This is a genomic window from Paraburkholderia lycopersici, assembly GCF_900096975.1.
GTDB lineage: Bacteria > Pseudomonadota > Gammaproteobacteria > Burkholderiales > Burkholderiaceae > Paraburkholderia > Paraburkholderia lycopersici.
This window is the reverse complement of the sequence record NZ_FMYQ01000010.1, coordinates 96,844-119,959: the sequence shown is the minus strand read 5'-3', so window position 1 is coordinate 119,959 and position 23,116 is coordinate 96,844. Positions and strand designations below refer to the sequence as shown.

General features: G+C 62.0%; 18 protein-coding genes and 2 pseudogenes. 12 read left to right on the top strand and 8 right to left on the bottom strand.

The annotated features are described in order from the left end of the window. Window positions 1-182 precede the first annotated feature (182 nt). The 5 genes from BLU17_RS13315 to BLU17_RS13295 are packed head-to-tail and all read right to left on the bottom strand — an operon-like array spanning window position 183 to window position 7,919. Window positions 183-1,043, bottom strand: coding sequence for an ATP-binding cassette domain-containing protein (locus BLU17_RS13315; RefSeq protein WP_091997193.1), 861 nt, complete (start codon window positions 1,041-1,043; stop codon window positions 183-185). A gap of 59 nt (window positions 1,044-1,102) precedes the next feature. Beyond that, the gene (locus BLU17_RS13310) at window positions 1,103-2,782 is read right to left on the bottom strand and encodes a cyclic peptide export ABC transporter (RefSeq protein ID WP_091997192.1); all 1,680 of its coding nucleotides are present in this window, start codon (window positions 2,780-2,782) and stop codon (window positions 1,103-1,105) included. Window positions 2,783-2,803: 21 nt separating this feature from the next. Next, window positions 2,804-4,834: a Fe(3+)-hydroxamate ABC transporter permease FhuB gene (gene fhuB / locus BLU17_RS13305; protein ID WP_245746839.1), complete on the bottom strand. Its 2,031-nt coding sequence runs from the start codon at window positions 4,832-4,834 to the stop codon at window positions 2,804-2,806. After that, window positions 4,831-5,754, bottom strand: a complete 924-nt coding sequence (locus tag BLU17_RS13300; RefSeq protein ID WP_091997190.1) for an ABC transporter substrate-binding protein — start codon at window positions 5,752-5,754, stop codon at window positions 4,831-4,833. Before BLU17_RS13300 ends, fhuB begins: the two co-directional genes overlap by 4 nt. A 2-nt stretch (window positions 5,755-5,756) precedes the next feature. Further along, window positions 5,757-7,919, bottom strand: coding sequence for a TonB-dependent siderophore receptor (locus BLU17_RS13295; RefSeq protein WP_176929072.1), 2,163 nt, complete (start codon window positions 7,917-7,919; stop codon window positions 5,757-5,759). Window positions 7,920-8,168: 249 nt separating this feature from the next. Between BLU17_RS13295 and BLU17_RS13290 the strand changes: the two genes are divergently transcribed. The 12 genes and pseudogenes from BLU17_RS13290 to BLU17_RS13235 all read left to right on the top strand — a co-directional run. After that, window positions 8,169-8,990 carry an AraC family transcriptional regulator gene (locus tag BLU17_RS13290; RefSeq protein WP_091997188.1) on the top strand — a complete coding sequence of 274 codons (822 nt, stop codon included), beginning with the start codon at window positions 8,169-8,171 and terminating at the stop codon, window positions 8,988-8,990. Window positions 8,991-9,526: 536 nt separating this feature from the next. Beyond that, window positions 9,527-10,762 (top strand): urea ABC transporter substrate-binding protein, encoded by a 1,236-nt coding sequence (locus tag BLU17_RS13285; protein ID WP_091997187.1) that lies wholly within the window; start codon window positions 9,527-9,529, stop codon window positions 10,760-10,762. Between the two features lie 66 nt (window positions 10,763-10,828). Further along, on the top strand, window positions 10,829-11,698 hold the full coding sequence (locus tag BLU17_RS13280; RefSeq protein ID WP_091997186.1) for an ABC transporter permease subunit: 870 nt from the start codon (window positions 10,829-10,831) through the stop codon (window positions 11,696-11,698). Window positions 11,699-11,716: 18 nt separating this feature from the next. Next, window positions 11,717-12,778 carry an ABC transporter permease subunit gene (locus BLU17_RS13275; protein WP_091997185.1) on the top strand — a complete coding sequence of 354 codons (1,062 nt, stop codon included), beginning with the start codon at window positions 11,717-11,719 and terminating at the stop codon, window positions 12,776-12,778. Next, window positions 12,775-13,485: an ATP-binding cassette domain-containing protein gene (locus BLU17_RS13270; protein ID WP_091997184.1), complete on the top strand. Its 711-nt coding sequence runs from the start codon at window positions 12,775-12,777 to the stop codon at window positions 13,483-13,485. Before BLU17_RS13275 ends, BLU17_RS13270 begins: the two co-directional genes overlap by 4 nt. Further along, window positions 13,482-14,189: an ABC transporter ATP-binding protein gene (locus BLU17_RS13265; RefSeq protein WP_091997183.1), complete on the top strand. Its 708-nt coding sequence runs from the start codon at window positions 13,482-13,484 to the stop codon at window positions 14,187-14,189. Before BLU17_RS13270 ends, BLU17_RS13265 begins: the two co-directional genes overlap by 4 nt. A gap of 13 nt (window positions 14,190-14,202) precedes the next feature. Further along, complete coding sequence (locus tag BLU17_RS13260; protein WP_091997182.1) at window positions 14,203-15,189, top strand: acetamidase/formamidase family protein; 987 nt, start codon at window positions 14,203-14,205, stop codon at window positions 15,187-15,189. A gap of 80 nt (window positions 15,190-15,269) precedes the next feature. Beyond that, on the top strand, window positions 15,270-16,424 hold the full coding sequence (locus BLU17_RS13255; RefSeq protein ID WP_091997181.1) for a transporter substrate-binding domain-containing protein: 1,155 nt from the start codon (window positions 15,270-15,272) through the stop codon (window positions 16,422-16,424). A 1-nt stretch (window position 16,425) separates the two neighbouring features. After that, complete coding sequence (locus tag BLU17_RS13250; RefSeq protein WP_091997180.1) at window positions 16,426-17,076, top strand: ANTAR domain-containing response regulator; 651 nt, start codon at window positions 16,426-16,428, stop codon at window positions 17,074-17,076. Between the two features lie 58 nt (window positions 17,077-17,134). Continuing rightward, a complete protein-coding gene (locus tag BLU17_RS13245; RefSeq protein WP_091997179.1) occupies window positions 17,135-17,899 on the top strand; it encodes an SDR family NAD(P)-dependent oxidoreductase in 765 nt (254 codons plus the stop codon). A 28-nt stretch (window positions 17,900-17,927) separates the two neighbouring features. Next, on the top strand, window positions 17,928-19,448 hold the full coding sequence (locus tag BLU17_RS13240; RefSeq protein ID WP_091997178.1) for an amidase: 1,521 nt from the start codon (window positions 17,928-17,930) through the stop codon (window positions 19,446-19,448). A 705-nt stretch (window positions 19,449-20,153) separates the two neighbouring features. Further along, a pseudogene (locus tag BLU17_RS13235) lies at window positions 20,154-20,378 on the top strand (tyrosine-type recombinase/integrase); the annotation flags it as partial. A 258-nt stretch (window positions 20,379-20,636) separates the two neighbouring features. On the opposite strand, the gene BLU17_RS13230 reads toward BLU17_RS13235, so the two are convergent. The 3 genes and pseudogenes from BLU17_RS13230 to BLU17_RS13220 all read right to left on the bottom strand — a co-directional run bounded on the left by BLU17_RS13230 (window position 20,637) and on the right by BLU17_RS13220 (window position 23,108). Then, complete coding sequence (locus BLU17_RS13230; protein WP_176929070.1) at window positions 20,637-21,071, bottom strand: hypothetical protein; 435 nt, start codon at window positions 21,069-21,071, stop codon at window positions 20,637-20,639. A 428-nt stretch (window positions 21,072-21,499) separates the two neighbouring features. Next, window positions 21,500-22,245 (bottom strand): annotated as a pseudogene (locus BLU17_RS13225) (GlxA family transcriptional regulator); the annotation flags it as partial. Window positions 22,246-22,412: 167 nt separating this feature from the next. Then, the gene (locus tag BLU17_RS13220; protein ID WP_091997177.1) at window positions 22,413-23,108 is read right to left on the bottom strand and encodes an SDR family NAD(P)-dependent oxidoreductase; all 696 of its coding nucleotides are present in this window, start codon (window positions 23,106-23,108) and stop codon (window positions 22,413-22,415) included. Window positions 23,109-23,116 lie beyond the last annotated feature (8 nt).

The following is a 23,116-nucleotide window of genomic DNA, read 5'->3' as shown; positions in this document are numbered from 1 at the left end:
AAGCCATCTCAATGTGATGCCGGGTCGATGGACCGCTTCGGGTCGAACCGAGCCGACCGCGTCAGTCGAACGTCAGCCAATATCGCCTGCTCGAGAAAATCGCAGCGGTGTCATCGAAATGTCCATTTCGCGCAGCAAGCAGTCACTGGATTCATCTGGTCGTCAAGGCTGCAGTGCGGCGCTCAATGCGCGAAGCTGATCGGCATGCCGCCGTCCGGATGCGCAACAGTGCCCATCGGTATGCCATAAATCGCACTAAGGGTATCCGCTCGCATCAAATCGGGAGACGGCCCGTGCGCGAGTAGGTGTCCGGTCTTCAGCGCGATAAGCTCGTCGCAGAAGCGAGCCGCCATGTTGATGTCGTGCAGCACCACAACCACGCCGATGCCGCGTTCCTCGCTGAGGCGTCGCACGAGCGCGAGCACCTCGATCTGATGTGCAATGTCGAGCGCCGAAATGGGCTCGTCGAGCAGCAGGCAATCGCTGTCCTGCGCGACGAGCATCGCGAGCCACACGCGCTGGCGCTCGCCGCCAGAAAGGCTGTCTACGACGCGGTCGGCGAAGCAGGCCACGTCAGTCTGCTCCATCGCTTCAAGCACCTTATGCGTGTCGGTGCGCGAAAAGCGCCCTAGCGCGCCGTGCCACGGATAGCGCCCGAGCGCGACAAGTTCGCGTACCGTCAAGCCATCGGCGGCAGGCAGTTGCTGTGGCAGATAACCGACCTTGCGCGCGAACGCGCGGCTTTCCCACCGCGCGAGGGGGCGGTCGCAGAACGTGAGCTTGCCTGCGGAGGGTTGCTGCTGGCGTGCGAGCAGCTTCAGGAGCGTCGACTTGCCTGAACCGTTGTGCCCGATAAGTCCATATAGGCGTTGCTTCCTGAGCGTCAACGACAAGGGCTTGAGCAGCACGCGGCCATTTGCCTCGAACGAAACACTGTCGAGCGTGAAAAGCGCCTGCGCGGTATGGTTCCGCGGGCGAGCAGGATCGTGGCCGTTGATGTGTGGAGGCGTTTCGGGAAACGTCGCGTCGTCGGAAAGCTTCATGGGTGGTTCTTCGAAAATCGTTTCGGTAAACGCATTAGAAAAAAGAACGGCGAGACGATTCAACCAGGAAGACGCACGGGCGTTGATTCACTCGCAGCGCTTTCGCCCATATATCGCGCACCCAGCGACGCGCCCGTGCCGGTTTCCACAAGCTGCCCATATTCGAACTTGATATAGCGGTCGGCGAGATGAAAATAGCGGTCGTCGTGCGAGATGACCACCACCGTCTTGCCCTTTGCCTTCAGTTCGGGCAACAGCTTGCGGTAGAAAACTTCCTTGAAGAGCGGGTCCTGATCGGCAGCCCATTCATCAAACAGATAGAACGGCCGGTCTTCCAGATACGCAACCAGCAGCGCAAGACGCTTTCTCTGCCCTTGCGAGAGTTCGAGCGTGGAGAACGTACCGTCCCTGATGCGGACCTTGTGATCGAGCTGCAGGTGTGTGAGCAGGTCTTGCGCCATCTGATCGAGGCCTGCGAAGCGCATGCCAAGCAGGGTGTCGAACAGGAAGAAGTCGCTGAATACCACCGAAAACAGCTGTCGATAACTGTCGCGATCGGCGTCGTTCAGGAGCTTGCCGTCGAGCACGATGCGTCCGCTTTCGGGCGCGTATAGTCCCACGATCATTTTCGCGAGCGTGGTTTTGCCGCTGCCGTTGCCGCCAATCAGATAGACCAGTTCGCCGGGTTCGAAAGTGAGATTGACCGGCCCGAGCGTGAACACGTCGTTCTCTTTCTCGCGGAAATAACGATGCGTGATGCCGTCGAGCACGATGCTCTCGAATGAGCCCTTCACCGGCGCATCGAGTCCATTTTCGAGCGGCAGTTCGGCGTTCAATGCCTCGATACGCTCCAGCGCCACGCGGGCGGTGCTGATATTCGGGATCGCAGAAAGCAGCGACTCGATCGGCACGATCATGTAGAGAAACAGCATCGCGTAGCCCGACATCACGTGCGCATTCACGGGATAGCGCCGCGCGACCACGAACAGCGTGATACCGATGAAGGCGAACAGGATGAAGCTGCCCCAGCTCGCCGCCGCCGAATAAAGCACGTAGCCGCGAGTTCGTTGCACGCGCACGGCTTCGATGTTGGCGGAAAGTGTGTTGTCGATGAAGTCGGTGCGGCGCTGGCGATGCAACTTGAGTTCCTTGGCCCCGTCGAACAGCGCGCGAAAATAGCGTACCAGATCGTCCTCGCGCTGGCGCGACGCGCGCAGATGGAAGAGCGCGCGTCCGTTGGCGACACGAAAGCCCGCCGCGCCGATGCCGATCGTCACGATGGCCACCAGCAGGATTTGCCACGACAGCACGCTCAGATAGGCAAGACAGCCGACGATGATGGCGCTTTGCATCGCCAGCGCGGGCATGCGCACGAACAGCATCACGATGGCGTCGAGATCCTGCGTGAGCACGGCGAGCGAACGCGCCGCGCCCTGCAGTTCGAGATGGCGAAACGAGGCGTCGCCGAGACGGCGGATGGTCTGCATGCGCAGGTTCGCCTTCGCGCGCTGGCCGAGGCTCATGAAGAGCGTCTGCGAGAGCGTACGGGTTGCGAGGACGGCCACGCCGAGCATGGCGAACTGCCACCCAAGCCGGGCGAGCTGTGCCGTAGATGCCGACAGCGCCTGGTTGATGAGTGCGACGAGCGCGGCATTGCCGAAGCCGCTGACGATGCTGGTGACGAGCGCAACGAACAGGGTCCAGCGTGCGTCTCGCGCAAGCTTCAAAAGCAGAGTCATGACACTCCTTGAGAGGGTGCGTCAGGAACCGGGCCAGTCTTGCGCCGGTCGCCGGAACGTTGTGAGGATCAGATAGAGTCCGCCGATCAGCGTGGCCATCACGCCAGCGGGCATTTCCTGCGGGAACAGCACCCAGCGGCCGAGCCAGTCCGAGCCGATCATCAGCGTCGCGCCGAACGCTGCGGCGACGAACAGCAACGGCATGGCGCGGCGGATGCCGAGCATGCGCGCCATATGCGGCGCCATCAGGCCGATGAACGAGAGCGGCCCGATCACGAGCGTCGCCACGGCGCTCAGCATCGCGCTCAGCATCAGCAGGCCGAAGCGTGCCCCGGCAATGCGCACGCCGAGCCCCACCGAGACCGCATCGCCGAGCGGCAGTATGTCGAGCCAGCGGCGGCACAGCGGCACGGCCGCGAGCGCGAGCAGGGCGCAGGCGGCCACCAGCGCAGCCATCAACGGACCCACGTTGTAGGTCGAGCCCGCCAGCAGGTTGTAGAGAACGACGACTCGCGGGTCGCCACTCGATATCGCGATCACGGAGATGGCCTGGAACGCTGCGCTCAGTGCCATGCCAGCGAGGATCAGCGTATCCGGCGAGAACGACGAGGCGCGCGCGATCAGCACGAGCGCGCACAGCGTGAGCATTGAGCCGGCCGCGCACCAGACGAGAAAGGTCGGGAGACCCGGATGCGCGGTGAGAAAGAGCGCGCCCGTCAGGCCAAGCGCACCGCCCGCCGAGATGCCGAGCAGATCGGGGCTCGCCATTGGATTGCCCGTCATGCGCTGCACGATGCCGCCCGAGAGCGCGAGCAGCACGCCCACGCCCGCTGCCGCCACGACGTGCGGCATGCGCAGGAACAGCAGCGCGCCCGCCTCGTGCGCGTCGCTCAGATGCCAGCCCGCGAGGCCGCGACCCAGGCTCAGCGAGATTGCCGTCACCGTCGCCGGTGCCAGCACGCTCGCGAGTGCCGCGACGCGCAGGCCGCGCGGCGAGAGCGGCGCGCTGTGCAGCGCGGGCGTTCGCGCGAGATCGGGACGGCCGCGCAGACGCCGCAACATGACGATCAGAAGCGGCGCACCGATCAGCGTTGTGATCGCGCCGGTCGGAATCGTCAGGCTGAAATGCGCCGTGCACAGTTGCGCGAGTTGATCGGCAAGCCACAACAGTGCCGCGCCCGTCAGCGGCGACCAGATGACGCGCCCGCGCAGGCGTCGCGCGCCCGCGAGCCGCGCGACGGCGGGCGCCGACAGCCCGACGAAGCCGATTACCCCCACCGCGCTCACGACACAGGCAGCGATTATCAGCGCGAGTCCCAGCGTGATCGCGCGAGTGGCGCGCAGCGAGACGCCAAGCCCCGACGCGATCGTATCGCCGAGATCGAATACCGCCATGGGCCGCAGCAACAGCCGCAACAGTAACGCGCAGGGCACGAGGCGCGTCGCGAGCGCGAGCGCCACGCTCCAGTTGTACTGCGCAAACGAGCCGCCGCCCCAGATCAGCAGGCCGCTTAGCAGGTCGTAATGGGAAATCGCCAGCGCGAGACAGAACGCACCGCCGCACAGGTTGACGATCATGCCTGCGAGGATCAAGGCGAGCGGCGACATGCCGCGCCGCGCCGCCAGCGCGAACACGGCGGCGAGCGCCGCCGCGCCGCCCGCGAGCGCGACGGCATCGCGGCTTCCGGCCAGCAGGAATGGCGCGTAAACAGTGGCGAGTGCGAGCGCGAGCCATGCGCCCGAGAAGATGCCGAGCGTCATTGGTTCGGCGAGCGGATTGCGCAGTACCTGCTGGGTCGCGACGCCCGCCAGTCCGAGCGCCGCGCCGCACAACAGCGTGACGGCGACGCGCGGTAAATCGCTGTAGTGGACGAGCAGTTGTGCGACGTCGGTGTTCGTCGGCGCGACAAGCGCTTGCCACCAGAACGCCGGTGCGAGCCGGGCGTCGACGCGTAACGCGAACAGCAGCGTCGCGAGCGCGAACAGCGCGCAGACCGGCAGTAGCGGCGTGCGGCGCAGCGACACGACGGAGGTGAGCATGGACGCACTCATGTGGCCTCCGCAGCGTTCGGATCAGGGCACGCGGCAAGCGCGTCGACGAGTGCATGCGCGAAGGAGGCCGCGGTCAGAATGCCGCCTTCGGGGGGGACCGCCGCCATGCCAGTCATCCGGCCTTTGCGAGCGAACGGCATCGCTTGCCAGACGCGGCTTGTGTGCATCATCGTCGATGTGAGGGCGGGCAGCGGCATCACGTATACGAGCGTTGCGCGATAGTCAGCATCGAGCGCATCGAAGCCGATCATCGCCGAGCCTGCCCCGCCATCTTTTCCACGCCATGCGTTGCGCAAGCCAAGTTGCGCGAGCAACTCGCCGAACAGGCTGTGCGTGCCGAATACACGGAGATGGGATTCGTCGATAAAGCGCGTCATATAGACGGACGCGCCGCTGCCTGCATCCGCATAGGCGGGCAGTGCGGCGAGCCGCGCGCGCGCCTGTGAAATCGCGCGCCGCGCTTGCGCCACGGCGGCTTTGCCTTGCGCTTCGCGACCGAAGAGGCGCGCGAGGCGCATCGTCTCCTCGCAGGCGCCTGTGTACGGCGTGGGACTCGCCCGGAACTGGCCGAGCGTCGCAGTAGGCGCGACACGTTCGAGCGCGTCGCGCATCGGCGCATGCGCCGGCGTGATGAGAATGAGGTCGGGTTTGAGCGCGAGGATCAACTCCATGTTGGGCTGGAACATCAGGCCCAGATCGACCACCGAATCCGGCACGGGGCAAGCCGTGAAATTGCGCCGGAACCCCGGTGTGTTCGCCATGCCGACGGGCACGACGCCGAGCGTCAGCACCAGCTCAGCGAGACACCAGTCGAGCACGATCACACGGCGCGGCACGTCTTCCCGCGCCTGCGCTCCGGGGCTGACGGAGGAGAGGAGGGCGCCGGCCAGTAAGGCGGCGATCAGAGTCCGGCGCTTCATCGCTACCACTGATACTTCGCGCCCGCGGTAAGCAGACGGCCTTGTCCCCAGTAGCAGTAGTTCGCGCCCGTGCACGAGGCGAAGTACTTGCGGTCGAGCAGGTTCGACACGTTCAGCCACGTCGTCCAGCCTTGCAGGTTGGAAAAGCGACGGCCAGGGTCATAACGCAGCGAAAGATCCACGAGCGTCGCCGACGAAGTCATGAACGCGTTCGCCGTGTCGCCGTACGAGCCCCCGATGTATCGCACGCCGCCGCCGAATAGCAGCCCCGCGAGCGGTCCCGCCGGGACCGTATAGTCGGCCCACAGCGAAGCCGTGTTACGCGGTATGCCGACCGGCGCCTTATCCAGTGTCGCTGAGTTGCTCTTCGTGTTGAGCAGGTTGGTGTAGGTGTAGCTCGCGATCAGTTGCAGGTTGTTGGTGAGGCTCGCGTGGCCTTCCACCTCGAACCCCTGTGAGCGCACCTGGCCGGTGAGCACGCTGAAGCCGCCATGCAGCGGGTCGGTGGTCTGGACGTTGTTCTCGGTGACGTGGAATGCCGACACCGTGACGAAGCTGTTGTAGCCCTTCGGCTGGAACTTCACGCCCATTTCGTACTGCTCGGCCGTGAGCGGCGCGAACGCGTCGCCGCCATACGTCGTGCCGACCTGCGGCTGGAACGAGCGCGAATAGCTGAAGTACGGCGCAATTCCGCTGTCGAACTGATACACGCCGCCCGCGCGCCACGTGAACGCACGGTTGAACTGCGTCGTGGTGGCGCCCGTCTTGTACGAGGTCTGATCTTCGTTGGCCCAGTCCTCGCGTACGCCGAACAGGAACGACCATTTGCCGATGTCGAGCTGGTCCTGCGCATACACGCCGAGTTGCTTGATCGAGGTGGCATTCGACGTCGCGAACATGAAGTTCGGATAGGGAATCGACTGCCCATAGATCGGGTTGCTCTCATCAAGACCCGGCGTGGAAGTCAGATTGCCGTAAAAGTAGTGGTCGAACTGTATGTTCTGGTAATCGAGCCCGACCGTGACGTTGTGCTTCACCAACCCCGTATTGAACTTCGCGTTGACCTGGTTATCGACGGTGTGCGAGTTCACGCTTCCGAAGTTCAGATACGCGGTACGCGCGAGCGTATCGGTGCCCGCCTTGAAGCCGTCGTTGCCCACGTACTGGATCGTCTGCGTGTTGCGCATGAAACGATAGCTCTGCTTGAACGACCAGGTGTCGTTAAAGCGGTGCTCCAGCTGATAGCCGATCGATGCCTGGGTTTTGCGGAAGCTGTCCCACGTAGGCTCGCCCGGATAGTCGCCGCGGCTCGACCAGGTGTAGGGCACCGAGTTGTAGATGCCCGCTTCCGGGTCCGACTGGTAGTTCGCGAAGATCGTAAAGGTCGTGTCTTTCGTCGGGCGAAACTGGATCGTCGGCGCGATCGAGAAACGCTGCTGGTTCACGTAGTCGGTCTGCGTGCCGGTGTTGAAGCCGTCGGCGGTCAGGCGGTAAAGGACCTTGCCGTCCTTGTCGATCGGGCCGCTCATGTCGAAGAAACCCTGGATGCGGCCATAGCTGCCCGTTTGCATGCCGATTTCATGGTACGGCGTGGCGGTGGGCATCTTGCTCACGAGGTTGATGGTGCCGCCCGGAGAGCCCTGGCCGTACAGCACGGAAGCGGGGCCGTGCAGCAGTTCGATGCGCTCGAACATGTATGGATCGAAGCTCGTGACGTTGAAGCCGAAGCCGCCGTTCGGGCCGGGCGTGCGCAGTCCGTTCCAGAACTCGTCGACGAGAAAGCCCCGAGCGTAGAGGTATTCGAGCGAATCGGTATTGGTGCCGCGTTGCTCCGGGTTGATGCCCGATGTGTAGCGCAGGGCCTGCGCCACGCTTTGCGCTCCTTGCACGTCCATCTGGTCGCGCGTCACGACCGAGATCGCTTGCGGCACCTTGATGATCGGCGTGTCGGACTTGGTCCCGGCCTCGCTGTGTGTGGCTACGTAGCCCACCACCGGTCCCGTGGCCGTTTGCGCGTCCCGCGTGCCTTTCACGATGACGGCCGGCAATTGCTGGCCCGGCTGCGCCGCCGCGTCCGACGCCGCCGCAGGCACTGCCGCCGTCTGCGCGCTCGCGAGCTTCGCGATCGCCAGCGCCACGAGCGCCGTGATGCTGCGCAGCTTCATCCGCCGCGTCCTGGCGACCTCGTTAGCCATGTTGTTCGACGATTTCCCGCCCCGTCCCCGATTCATCCCACGCACCCCGTTAAAAATTTAAAATCGTCAAAAAGCAAATACGAATCATTACGATTTGTATTGGTAAATCGACAGACGAACGATAGAATACGGTCGAAGCTTTGCCGACGTCCTGTCAATTTGCTACGCAAAGCCGGCGATATTTGACGGTTTTGCCGTGTTTCTTCCCGAAACTCACAAATGACCGATATCTGGCAGCGCATGACCGGTACGCAGAGGCGATATCTCAAACGTCCGGTCATCGCGAAACGGTACGATTTCGAGGCTGGCGACAGCGAAAGCTGGCATTCGCATACGCAACCGCAGTTCGTCTACACGACGCGCGGGGTGCTGCGCGTCATCACGCCCGATGGCGCCTGGACGCTCGGCCCGTACCGCGGATTGTGGATCGCGCCGCTCGTCGCGCACGAGTTGCAGGCGGTCAGCCCGGTGGCGATGTACACGGTCTATTTCGAAGTCGACGTCGCACCGCGCGGCGAGCCGAGTTGTCACGTGCTGATGATTTCGACGCTGCTCCACGCGCTGGTGGGTGCGCTCGTGGTCGATCAGCAGAACGGCCATCCCGAGCGCCGCTCGGCGTTGATCGACCCGCTGCTGCTGCAGGAAATGCGCGACGCGCAACTCGCCTCGGAAGGGCTGCTGCCGCTGCCGAAGGACCGGCGCCTGCAACAGATCTGCGGCCAGCTGATGGACTCGCCCGCCGACAACACATCACTGAACGAGTGGGGCATGCGCGTAGGCGCGAGCGAAAGCACCTTGGAGCGCGCTTTCAAAGACGAGACTGGCCTCACCTTCGGCCAATGGCGCCAACGGCTGCGGCTGGTGGAATCAATCTCGCGCCTTGCGAAGGGGATGTCGGTCTCGACCATCGCTAATGAACTCGGCTATCGCAATTCTAGTGCCTTTATCACGATGTTCCGGCGCGCGATGGGCGAGACGCCGCAGCGCTTTCTGCGCAACCGAAACGGACTGGAGACGGGCGCAACGCAGCAGGCGTTGTAGCAGGACACGTGCGACTTTATCCGCTCACGTTTCGTCGTTCGTGCCTGTTCTGGTGATCCAGGGGTCCAGGTGGCCGTTTCGCGCCGATATGGGTCATCGAGCCTGTAAAGACGCCACCGGCCGGAATGGGCCGCAAGTGCCCATTCATCGACGCCGACTGCAGACGTCCGCAACCGCTGCCAGCGAATGGATGATGAAGAAAGTAGGCAGCGCCATCCGTAACAGCATCATTTAATCTCGGTCAGTCTGACAACGCTGCGGATTCCCCACGCTTCACCAATCGGAGAACCGGTATCGACTTCAACCTCCACCCAGCGCACTCTCGCGAAGCCCCCAATTTTTGATCGCAGTTGACAAATAAAAATATGGCGTTTTAGACTCAAGTCACTCCTTCGAGGCCCGACAAAGATGTCCGCCCGAGGACCCGGCACAGAAGCCCCCTGACGAACTCACCGTTCGTCAGGGGTTTTTTTTTGTCCACATTTTTTCCCCCTGTTCTAGCGCTCACGTCTGGCGCCCATCTCTGGAGAACCCGCATGTTGCTGAAGCTGTCGGGCTGGATGCGTCTCGCCCTTACCGCAGGACTCGCACTGACTTCGCTCGCTTCGAGCGCCGCCGATCCCGTGAAGATCGGCTTGCTCGAAGACGCTTCGGGGAATTTTGCACTGGCCACGATTCCCAAGATTCACGCCACGGAACTCGCCGTCGACGAAATCAACGCGAAGGGCGGCATTCTCGGCCGCCCGGTGAAGCTGATTGCTTACGACACGCAGTCGGACAACACCAAGTTTCAGGAATTGGCCCGGCGGCTCGTGCAGACCGACAAGCCGGATGTGATTTTCGGCGCGTTCTCCAGCGCATCGCGCGAAGCGATCCGCCCGATCATGGACCGCGCGCATCAGCTCTACTGGTACGACAATCAGTATGAGGGTGGCGTCTGCGACTCGAACACCTTCGTTACCGGCGCGGTGCCCGAGCAGCAATTTTCGACGCTCATTCCGTGGATGATGCAGAAGTACGGCAAGAAGGTGTACACCATCGCGGCCGACTATAACTTTGGGCAGATTTCGGCTGAGTGGGTACGCAACATCGTCAAGGAAAACGGCGGCACGATGGTCGGCGAGGAATTCATTCCGCTGTCGGTATCGCAGTTCGGCCAGACCATTCAGAACATCCAGAAGGCGAAGCCTGACTTCGTCGTCACGCTGCTGGTCGGCGCGAATCAGTCTTCGTACTACGAGCAGCAGGCGTCGGCGCATCTGAATCTGCCGATGGCGAGTTCGGTGAACGTCGGTCAGGCGTACGAGCACAAGCGCTTCAAACCGCCTGCGCTGAAGGACATGTACGTGACGGCGAACTACGTCGAAGAGGTCGATTCGCCCGCCAGCAACGACTTCAAGAAGCGCTTTCACGCGAAGTATCCGAATGAGCCGTACATCAACCAGGAGGCCGCCAACGCCTACGACGCCCTCTATCTCTACAAGGCGGCGGTCGAAAAAGCGAAGTCGACGAATCAGGACGCGGTGCGCAAAGCGCTCGAAAGCGGCGGCATCTGCACGACCGGCGCGCAAGGCAAGGTCTGCATCGATCCGAAGAGCCATCACGCGAGTCACACGATTTATCTGGTGCACGTGAAGGAGGACCACTCGGTCGAAATTCCGAAGGTCTGGAACGACGTGCAGCCCTACTGGCTCGGCAAGGTCGGCTGCGATTTGCCGAACAAGCCGGATCATCGTCAATACACGCCGTCGAACCTGCCCAAGAAGTCCTGATCCGAAGCCGGCGCTCGAGAAATGCAGCATGTTCGCGCGCGCCGACCTCCTGAACGTGGAGCACGTATGGCCACTCTATCGGCTCTCTATTCGCTCATCTATCAGTTCGGCGACAACTTCGCTTATCTGGTGCTCGCGGCGCTCGGTCTCGCGGTGATTTTCGGCATGATGGGTGTCATCAATCTTGCGCATGGCGAGTTCATCATGTGCGGCGCGTACGTGACCATCATCACGGCGAAGCACGGTGTGCCGCTGCCGCTCGCGATGCTGTTCGGCGCGCTCGCGGCAGCGCTTGCGGGCATCATCGTCGAGCGGTTGGTGATTCGCCATCTCTATGACCGTCTGTTCGACTCCGTCGTGGCAACGTGGGCAATCAGCCTGATCGTGCAGCAGACCATGCTGCTCGTCGCCGGTCCGTCGATCGAAGGGATCAGCACACCGTTCGGCTCTTTTTCGCTCGGCGAGTATTCGTTCTCGACGTATCGCGCCGTGCTGCCCGGTATCGCGCTCGCCATCCTGTTCAGCCTCTACCTGCTGTTCTTCAAAACCAATTACGGCGTCTGTGCGCGCGCCACGATCCAGAACGCGAATATCGCACAATGCCTCGGTCTGCGCACCGACCGGCTCTATACGCTGACCTTCGCGCTGGGCGCGGGACTCGCGGGCCTCACCGGCGCGCTCTACGCGCCGACCATGACGGCGGTGCCGACAATGGGCAGCAACTTCATCGTACAGGCCTTCGTGTCGGTAGTGGTCGGTGGTGCCAACGTGATCGCGGGCACGACACCGGCGGCCGGCGTGCTCGCGATCATCCAGACCGCGCTGACGGCGTCCTACGGGCAGTTGTTCGGACAGATCGGTCTGCTGGTGACGGTCATCGTCGTGATCCGGCTGATGCCGCAAGGTCTCGGTAATCTCTTCACGCGCTTGCGCTAGGAGGCAGACGTGACGCAAATGAAAGGGCCTTCGACCAGTGCCGCAACGCGTGCGTTGCATACGGTGCCGTGGCTCGTGGCGCTATGCCTGCCGCTCGTGGTCGATGCGAACACCAGCGGCAATCTCGCCTACTGTCTGCTGTGGGCGTTCAGCGCGCTCGGGCTCGCCGCGATGTGGGGCTACGGCGGCATCCTGTCGTTCGGGCAGACCGCGTTCTTCGGCTTGTCGGGCTACACCTATGGCATCTTCACGCTCAACTATGGCGACACGTGGTTCGAGTCGTGGCTCGGGCTTGGCGCGGGCATTGTGGTGAGCATCGTGGTCGCGGCGCTGATCGGCTACATGATTTTCTATGGACGCATCAAAGGCGTGTTCATCGGCATCGTCACATTGTCGGTGACGCTCGTGCTCGAAACCTTCATGTCGCAGACGGCTGGGCCGCAATGGGCGATCGGCGAGGCGCGGCTGAACGGCTACAACGGTATGGGCGGCATGCCGCAATTGACCATTCCGTGGCCCGGCGGGCCGCTCACGCTGGAGAACGTGAGCTTCTACTACCTCGTGCTGCTTCTGCTAATCGCGGTTTACGCGGTCATGCGCAGGCTGCTCGACGGTACCTTCGGTTTGACCCTCATCGCCATTCGGGAGAATCCGCAGCGTGCGGAGATGCTCGGCGTCGACATCCGCCGTCATCAATTGATGGTGTTCGTGCTCGGTTGCACGCTGGGCGGATTGTCGGGCGCGTTGTACACGATCTGGGGCTCCTACATCACGCCGTCGACAATGGGCCTCACCGCTGCCGCGATGCCGGTGATCTGGGTCGCGACGTCGGGGAGAAAGAGCATCGGCGGAACGATCGTCGGCACCGCCTTGCTCGTGTGGCTCTCGCAGAATCTCGCGGTATACGGCAGCCAGTACGCGCTGATCCTGCTCGGCGCGATTCTGCTGATTGTCGTGCTGGCTGCGCCTGAAGGGCTGCTGCCGTTCGTCGCGCGGCATCTGCGGCGTCTGTCGAGCCGCACGAGCGGCGCTTCACGCCATGCCGGCGGATGCCTCAGGCAAGAGGAGGGCAAGTCATGACCACGCTGCTCGAAACGCGCGGGCTCAAGAAGCATTTTGGCGGCGCGCAAGTGATCAACGGAATCGACTTCAGTATCGAGGCGAACGAGATTCGCTGCGTGATCGGGCCGAACGGCGCGGGCAAAAGCACGTTCTTCAAGCTCATCACGGGCGAGCATCGTCCTTCCGAGGGCAGCGTGCTGTTTCTCGGCCGGGACATGAGCCATGTGCTTCCGCACGAGCGCATCCGTATGGGCATGAGTATCAAGTTCCAGATTCCCGGCGTGTTTCCCGATCTGAGCGTGCGTCAGCATTTGCAACTGTCGCTGCATCGCGCGAAGGACGATCGGCCCGAGAGTCTCGACGAACTGCTGCAACGCTTCATGCTGGAAAACGAAGCGCACGTGCTCGCGCGCAACCTGTCGCACGGCAAGAAGCAATGGCTCGAAATCGCGATGGCCGTGTCGTTGCGCCCGAAGCTGCTGTTTCTCGATGAACCGGTGGCGGGCATGTCGGTGGAGGAGACGCATGCGACTGGCGAACTCATCAAGCGACTGTCGGCAGACAGCCTCACGATGATGGTGGTCGAGCACGACATGACCTTTGTCAAGCAGATTGCCTCGCGCGTCACGGTGCTGCACGGCGGCAGCCTGCTCGCCGACGGGCCGCTCGATGAAATCCTCGCGCGCGACGACGTCGCGGAAGTCTATCTGGGGAAGAAGAAATGAGCGCGTTGCTGGAGGTGTCAAACGTCGAAGCGGGATATGGCGGCGGACGCGTGCTCAACGGCGTGTCGTTCGGCGTCGGGCGCGGCGAGGTGCTGGCGTTCATCGGGCGCAACGGGGTAGGCAAGACGACGTTGATGCGCGCGCTGATCGGTCTGGTCAGGCTCGATGCCGGCGAAATCAGTCTCGAAGGCAATGCGATCGGCCAGGACAAGCCGTACGCTCGGGCGCAGAGCGGTATGGGCTATGTACCGCAGGGGCGCGAGATCTTCGGCGCGCTGACCGTTGCCGAGAATCTGCAGGTTGGCGCGCAGGCGAATCGGGCGCGCGCCGCGGACATGAAAGAGAAAGTCGTCGGCTATTTTCCGATTCTCAAGAAACGCTATACGCAGAAGGCCGGCACCATGAGCGGGGGCGAACAGCAGCAGTTGGCGATTGCCCGCGCACTGATCAGCGCACCGAAGGTGCTGTTGCTCGACGAGCCTTCCGAAGGCATTCAACCTTCTATCGTCGATCTGATCGGCGACACGCTGCAGCATATCGCGTACGACACGGGTATCGGCGTGGTGCTGGTCGAGCAGGATATGGGTATGGTCGAGCGCATCGCGAATCGCTGCTGTGTGATGGACAAGGGGCGTATCGTCGAGACATTGAGCCCTGAGCAACTCGGCGACGAACAATTGATTCGCCAGTATCTGGCACTGTGACGGGGAGCGGAACATGAAATGGCTTGAAGAATCGATCATGATGAAGCGCGGTGTCGGCGCCGATCGCGAGCCGGTGGAGCATCATCTCACCGAGGAGATGCAGAAGACCTATCACTACACGATCGGCCCTTATTCGCAGCCTGTTCTGCACGTCAAGCCGGGGGACCGCGTGGTGGTGGAAACGCGCGATGCCTTCGAAGGCAAGATCAGGGAAGAGACCGACAAGCCGTCGCAAGTGCTGCAGGTGCCTTTTCTCAATCCGCAGAATGGGCCGATCATGATCGAAGGCGCGGAAAAGGGCGACGTGGTCGCGGTATATATCGAGAAGATGGCGCCGCGCGGCGATGATCCGCACGGCTTCTGCTGCATGATTCCGAACTTCGGCGGGCTGACCGGCACGGATTACACCGCGCTGCTCAACGAGCCGTTGCCGGAAGTCGTACGCAAGATAAAGATCGACGAAGAGAACGTGTACTGGAGCAAACGCAATACGCTGCCGTACAAACCGCATATCGGCACGCTGAGTCTTTCTCCCGAAATCGATTCGATCAATTCGCTCACGCCTGACAATCACGGTGGCAATATGGACGTCCCCGACATGGGGCCGGGCAGCATCACGTATCTGCCGGTGCGCTCTCCTGGCGGGCGGCTTTTCATTGGCGATGCGCACGCCTGTCAGGGCGACGGCGAGGTGTGCGGCACGGCCGTCGAGTATCAGAGCACGACAACCGTGCGCGTCGATCTCATCAAGAAGTGGCAGATCGACTGGCCGCGTCTGGAGAACGAAGACGCGCTGATGAGCATCGGCAGCGCGCGGCCGCTGGAGGACGCGACGCGCATTGCCTATCGCGAACTCGTGTTGTGGATGGCTGCGGAGTATGGCTTCGACAAGTGGGATGCGTACATGATGCTGAGTCAGGTCGGCAAGGTGCGGCTCGGTAATTTTGTCGACCCAAAATATACGGTGGGCGCGATGGTCGCCAAGCACTACCTGAAGTAACGCATCAGCAGGAAGAATCGAAGTAAGACGACCAAAGCGCGGAGCATATGCTCCGTGCGCATACGAGAGCATGTCAAGAAATGGCATTATCCGATCCCATCCGTGTGGGCCTGCTTAGCTCGACGACCGGTTCGACCGCGTTGCTCGAACAGTCTCAATGGCGCGGCGCATGCCTCGCCGTCGAGGAGATCAACGCGCGCGGCGGCATAGGCGGACGCGAACTCGTCGCGCTTCACTACGATCCCGGCTCCGATCCGGCCGCGTTTCGCGAGCTCGCGGAGCGGCTTATCGTGAACGACGGCGTCAATACCATTTTCGGCGGCTATACGTCGACCAGCCGCAAGGCGATGCTGCCCGTCGTCGAGAAGCACAACCGGCTGCTGATCTACGCGCAGATGTACGAGGGTTTCGAGTATTCGGACAACATCATCTACAGCGGCGCGTCGCCGAACCAGAACGGCGTGCAACTCGCCGACTTCATGACGGAGACGTTCGGTGCGCGCGTGTACTTTGTCGGTTCGAGCTATGTCTATCCGTACGAATGCAACCGGACGATGCAGGAGCTGCTGCTTCAGCATCCCGAAGGCGCGATCCTCGGCGAGCGCTATCTTTCGCTCGATGCCACGCGCGATCAGTTCGACCAGGTGGTCGCGGATATCGGGCGCAAGTCGCCGGACTGGGTTTTCTGCACGGTGATCGGAGAGACGGTGCCTTATCTCTACGAGGCCTATGCGCGTGCGGACCTCGATCCGGCCAGCATGCCGATCGGCAGCCTCAACACGTCAGAGACAGAGATTCACGCGATGGAACGCGGTATCGCGACAGGGCATTTCACGGCTGCGCCATATTTTCAGAGCATCGATACGCCGGAGAATCATCGCGCCGTGCAACATCATCAGGCGCGCTTCGGCGCGCACACGCCAACCGACGTGAACTGGGAAGCTGCCTACTATCAAATGCATATGTTCGCGGAGGCGTTCGCGCGTGCCGGCTCGGATGAACTCGGCACCATCATGCCGCATCTGCTCGGCTCGGAGTTCACCGCGCCGCAAGGCCGGGTGCGCATCGATCCGGTCAATCATCACATGGCCCTCTATCCGCGCATTGGCCGCGTCAATGCCGACGGCCAGTTCACTATCCTGCGCGAATCGAAGTTCGCCGTCGGCCCGGACCCCTACATGACGCGTCAGACGCTCGGGGACTGGGTCACGAAATTGAGCACGCGAGACTACTGACGTGAGCGCGCGCCCGGACAGAGGCCAACGGAGCCTCACGAGTTCGATCCTCGAGCGCAATGCGCGCGTGGTCGTTTTTCATCCCGACGACGACGACGGGGTGACGCTCACGAACCACCTTCGGCGCATGGGCTTCCGGGTCGAGCGATGCTGGCCGCCCGTGGAAACGCTGCCGGAGCGTATCGACCTGGTGTTCCGTGCATTGCGGCCTGACGAGCGCGCGCCGAAGGGCGAATGGTCGGGGCCGGATGCGCCGCCCGTCATCTGCGTGGTGGCTTACGAGAATCCGACCTTCATCGATCAGGCGATCAAGCTCGGAGCGGATGGCATCGTGACGACGCCGGTGCGCACATCGGGGTTGCTGTCGACCGTGGTGATGGCGCTATATCACGCAAAGCGTTCGCGCCAGCACGCGCAGCGTATCGCCAGGTTGGAACAGAAGCTGCTCGACAGTCGGCATTTGCAGGAAGCAAAAAAAATTCTGATGACCATGCATCGCGTGAGCGAACGCGAGGCGTACGACATGTTGCGCGCGCAGGCGATGGAGAAGCGCATAACTATCGACGACATCTGTCACTCCGTCATTCAGGCAGGCGAGGTGCTGCAGATTTCTCGCGGCATGACGTCAGACGAGGAGCGCGATAAAGCGTGAGCGCGCTGTCGCTCGATCTATTAACGGACATGCAAACACCTGCACAGGAGCGTCGAGCATGGATCTGCAACTGAAGGGTTTGAAGGCGATCGTGACCGGCGGCACCAAGGGTATTGGACTCGCCATTGCGCGGACGCTCGCAGCGGAAGGTGCGGACGTTGCCATTTGCGCACGCGATCCGGCCGCCGTCGAAGCGACCGTTAGCGCGCTCACCGAACTGAGCGGCGCGCGCGCATCGGGCGCGGCAGTTGATGTATCGGACGGCGCCGTGTTGAAAGCGTGGGTCGAGCATATCGGCTCGGAGTGGGGCGGCCTCGACATCGTCGTGGCGAACGTGAGCGCGCTCGCAATCGGCAACGACATTGAATCGTGGCGCAAGGAATTCGAAACCGATCTGCTCGGCACCGTCAATCTCGTCGATGCAGCGATTCCGTATCTCGAAGCGAGCCAGGCCGCGTCGATCGTCGCGATATCGAGCGTCTCGGGGCGCGAGATCGATTTCGCCGCAGGTCCCTACGGCGTGTTCAAGGCCGCGCTCGTTCATTACGTGCAGGGGCTCGCGAATCAGCTCGCGTCGAAAGGCATTCGCGCGAACACGGTGTCGCCCGGGAATGTGTATTTCGAGGGCGGCGTGTGGGACTGGATCGAGCATAACGATGCGGCGCTATTCGAGCGCTCGCTCGCATTGAATCCGACTGGGCGCATGGGACGCCCGCAGGAAATCGCTAACGCGGTGGCGTTCATCGCGAGTCCGGCGGCGAGCTTTGTGAGCGGAACGAACTTCGTCGTCGATGGAGCACTCACGCGCGGCGTGCAGCTCTGACATACGGTCAAATCAACAGGAGCATGGAATGGAACGAGGCAGTGCGATGGATATCGATCTGGACGCCCTGACGGTTGAGGCCGTGCAGGCGGGTTTCAAGGCCGGCACATTCACGGCCGAGCGGCTGGCGCGCGCCTGTTTCGCCAGGATCGAGCGTGACAACGGTAAGTACAACGCAGTGATTTTCCTGAATCCGTCGGCTATCGACGACGCGCACCGGATCGACGAACGGCGCGCGGCCGGCGAACCGCTGGGGCCGCTTGCCGGCGTGCCGGTCGTCATCAAGGATCCTATGGACATGGTCGGCTTTCCGACCACCGCAGGCTGGGCGAAGTTGTACAGCAAGAAAGGCGGCGTCGACCTGATGCCTGAGCGTGATGCGCCGGTCGTCGCACGAATGCGCCGCGCGGGTGCGATTCTGCTCGGCAAGACGAACGTGCCGATCCTGAGCCACACCGGCTCGCATGCGAACGATAGCTGGGCGGGTCCCACGATCAATGTCGTGATGCCCGATCGGGTGCCGGGCGGCAGCAGTGCGGGCACGGCATCGGCGGTGGCGTCGTGCATGGCCGTACTCGGCCTCGCGGAAGAGACCGGCGGATCGATTCAGAACCCCGCGTCGGCGCAGAACCTCGTCGGAATCAAACCGACTATCGGGCTGGTGCCGAATGCGGGCGTGGTGCCGCTGTCGGGCAATCGCGATGTGGTGGGACCCATTGCACGAAACGTGAGGGATGCCGCGCTGTGCCTCGATGTGCTCGCGGGCTATTCGAGCGAAGACCCGAAGACACTCGCGAGCGTCGGCCGGCAACCGGAGGGGGGGTATACCGCGGCGCTGGACCCGAAAGCGCTGAATGGCAAGCGCATCGGTCTGTATGGCCCGGGCTGGCGCAATCAGCCTTTGTCAGATGAAGCTGCCGTGCTGTATGAGCGGGTCAAGGGCGAACTGATCGGTCTGGGTGCGATTCTCGTCGACGATCCGTTCGCAGGCTCAGGGTTCGCCGAACTGAGGAAGCCGACTCCGCCGCTGGCGCATTTCGATGCGCGCGGTCTCGAGTCGATTCCGTACGATCTGCAGAAGTATCTTCAGCGGCTCGGCAAGGATGCGTCGTTGAAGACCTTCGCGGAATTCGCTGCGGCGACGAAGGATGACGACGCTTTTGGGGCGCACGGGATACTGCGGTATCTGCATAGTCTCGCCGATTTCAAGGCCGCGATGGCCGATCCGTCGGTGCCGCCGGAGATGCCTGAATTCGTCGAAGTGAAGGCGCGGTATCTGCGGATTTTCAATGCGGTGATGGATGCGCAACGGCTCGATGGACTGGTGTTCCCGCAGATGCGAGGTGAGCTTCCTGCGCTTCATGGTGAGGATGTCATTCAGGAGACGACGGTAGGCGAGATCAATATTGCGGGCTTGCCGGGGATTGCAGTGCCTGCGGGGTTTTATGCGTCGGGGGCGCCGTTTGGGTTGATTTTTGTGGGGCGGCAATGGGATGAGGGGGCGTTGTTAGGGTTTGCGTATGCTTACGAGGCGGGGGTGGGGCGTTGATGCTGGGGACTGTCGTCTCGGGTGTGGGTGCCGGACCGGTGGGCTCGGCTCATCGCTTTGAGAGCGGCCTGGTGTATAGCGTGTTCGAGGTTTTATGGCGGCGGGTCGGCATTTGTCGTGAAAATGGCGTTCACTCTGCGCCCGGGGCGGCGACACGTCAATCGAGCCTGTCGGATTTCCTGTGTGTTGAGGCCATGAGACGATACCGAAAGGAATGCGAACCAACGGATGCTTCGAGTTGATCTGCTCGCGCAGCGGTTGGCGGAAGAAATCTCCCTCTGTGCCGGTGTCTTCGGACGCATCCGTGCCTCGTCGGAATTTGCAGGATTCGCGCGTCAATATGCCAGGTCCCTGTAGATCCCGCAACACCAATTCGATCTCGGAGCCTTACTGTATAAGCCTTCGCGAATTGTTCGGGGCCGACTACGTATGGGACTATTGGCGTCGCTGCTAATGCCGTTACACATGACGAATACCAAAGGTATCCACCCGAACGAACAATCAGAATCGCTACTTGCGACTGTCCGCGAACGGAAAAACTGAAGGTCTCTTCAGGGTCGCGCTCTGCCGGTCGCGTCGGGCAAGGTTCGGTTATTTTCGGATGATCGACGTCCACGCCTGGATCGGCAACAATCAAGAGGCCAAAGACATAATTCAACGAACGAAATGACCTTGGACAGTGAGCGCTTGACATTGCAAGAGGCGTACTGTCGGCTGGTCCATAAGTGGATACGTGCGATCGGACTTGACGATGCGGCTTACGGGACGCATACGGTGCGCAGGACCAAGGCGTCGCTGATCTACCGTCGCACGAAGAATTTGAGGGCGGTACAGTGGTTTTTCGGCCACAGCAAGCTCGAGAGCACGGTGCGGTATCTCGGCATCGAGGTCGGCGATGCATTCGAGATGGCGGAGCTGACCGATGTGTGACCGACGCGGCCGGGCGGTGGTCAGACGCTGTCCGGCCATGAACAGACGTTTGATCAGCGACGCGGCCGGACATTCGAGCGTCCGCTTAACTCGGTTGGCGGACTGTCGGTGCACAATCTTACTGGTTGCATGATCGGTGGACGTATCGGTAACTCATGGGAGCATGTTTAGCCGTCGCAGGCTTTCGACTTGCCACTTGTAGACGGCAGTCGCGAACGGAGGCTCCCGAGTTTCTTCATGCACCTAGGCGTTGCTACATCATGCGGGATTTTCGTCTGACGCGAGCATCTGGTTGTAGATCTTCTCTGCTTCAGCATGCAAGCCTTTGAAGCGGTAGATACGCTTCGTTACCTTTCGCCCTTCGCCACCAAGCCCCAGAGTTCCAGTGGTCGCTTCAGCGTCAACTGAGAGCCCCACCTGACCTTTTCCTGATGCGTCGTAGAACTCTTCGATTTCGACTTCCTCTGCGCTGTCTATACGTCTTGCGATTGCCAACTCCTGCGCAACGCGTGCTTGATGCTGCGCGAACTGAAGTTGAAGATTTTGCTTTGCGATTTCTTCCCTCAGCGGCTCGGCACCCTTCTCGGAAGCGCTAGACACTGCTTTTGCAGCAAGTTCCACTGCATCAGTAAGCAGCGAAGCGGTCGGATTTGTGTACTTCAAGACTTTCTTTGTTATTTCCCAAGCTGACATTGTTCGTTCTCTCTCGGCTAAATTTGGTAACCAGCGCGAGAGTTTAGCGCCCCACTTCAACGCAGGCGAGGCAAGTACCCAAAACATATCGAAAACCAACGCCGTTCGCGATCGAGGACGGCCGGCATCCGTCGCCACGAGATTGTGTAGCAGCTATTGAATGGAAGTTGTTGATGCGATTCGATGTATAAGGTTCTGTTCGGACACCCGGACGACAGTTAGACCGCGAAAGCGGCCGTTGCTGAAAGCAATGTCCGAACGTCGCTAACGGATCGCGCTCTGCCGGTCGCGTCGGGCGAGGTCCGGCCAATCTCAGACGGTCGCCGTCGCCGTCGCTGAAAAGCTGACATTCGGCCGTCTGCTTCGCTCAGGAATCGGCCGTCTTAGGGCGCACCGCGTGTAGACCAGGCATGATGCACAGAGCGGCTTCACTTGCCGGTCGCGGGTTCCCTGCGGGCGCTTCTGCGCAGGGCATTTGCGGGCACGCCAGACGTTCGAAGGGACTCGCGGCGCATACCTTCCCGGTCCGCAAAACCCGTTTCCTGGGCCACCGAATTAATCGTGTGGCGGCCCTGCTCGATCATGAATCTGGCTGCTTCGAGGCGAAGCTATTCCACCGCTTTGGCTGGCGACTGGCCGGTCTGCGCTACGAAGGCACGGCTGAACTGGCGAGGACTGAGGTTTGCCACTTCGGCAGCTCGTCAGGGGTGAGCGGTTTTGCAGGTTTGGGCGAATGTGCGTGAGGACCAATTCGATCCGGTCAGACCTGGTTGTCATATCGAGCAGCGCCGAGTGTTGCATCTGCCCGCCATGGCGACGCTGGTTCACGACCAGGAGCCGCGCGACCATTCTCGTAGTATCGGCAGCGAGGTCGTTGTCGAGCAATGCCAATGCAAGGTCGATATCGGCCGTCATTCCAGCCGAAGTCCAGATCGGGTCGTCGTTGACGAAGATCCGGTCTTCCTGCGTGATCCCGTTCGGGAACCGCGCCCTGAACTCACTCTGCCGCATGTGCCCAATGCATCGTCGCATGTCTGCCATCCAGCAGCCCGGCAGCCTCGGCCAGAACGAGTGCACCGCTGCATGTGGACGCAATCCGTCTCGATGCCTTGGCTGCCTCTTTCACGAAAGCCAATACGGCGGAGTCGGGAGTCGGGATTCTCATCTCCGTAACTCTGCGGCGCTTAACGAGGCGACTCGGTCGCGTACGGAAGGACTATCCATGACCATTCAAACTCACAATCGTTCATCCGTACCGCGGTCCGTGTCGAGCGGCAGGCGATGCCGGCTTCGCCACCCGACGACTGACCTTGCTTTAGCTCGGGAAAGCGCAGGCGGCCGCTAAAGCGTCTCCTCATAGCGGCAATTAACGAGCAGTTCCGCCACGCTCGTCGTATTTGGCAACTCGATGGTATTCACCACCAGAAGCGCCAGGTCTTGCGGCTGCGTCATCGCCATCGGTTCAATATCGGCGATGCCGGCGGCCATGTCCGTGTTGACGAAGCCGGGGCATACCGCGGTCGCCCGCACGCCATCGTCCCAACCCGCGCGGCGCACCGCATGGGTGAGCGCCACCATCGCGTGCTTCGACATCTGATAGCCGACGTTCAGGTTCTTCACGCGTTTGCCGGAAAGCGACGCAAGCTGCACGAAGCGTCCAGCTCCCGCACGGCGCAAATGCGGCAGCGCCGCCTGCACGAGCCGGAAAGGTGCGTTCACGTTGGTCTGGAAGGTCTCGGTCAAGAGCGCATCGGTGCCGGTATCGAAGTCGATCATGCGGCAGATGCCCGCGTTGCTCACCAGCACGTCGATGCGCCCTAAGCGCGCGACCGTCGCATCCACCCAGGCGCGGGCGGCTTCGGGATCGCGCGCCTCGTAGGGATGCAGGAACGCATCCTGCACGCCATCGTAAGCGTGCATATCGCGCAGACCGAGCGACAGCCTATAACCGCGCCGCGCCAGTTCCAGCGCAATCTCGCGTCCGATGCCGCGGCTCGCGCCCGACACCATCGCCACTTTGTCCGTGTGCAATCTCATGTGCTGTC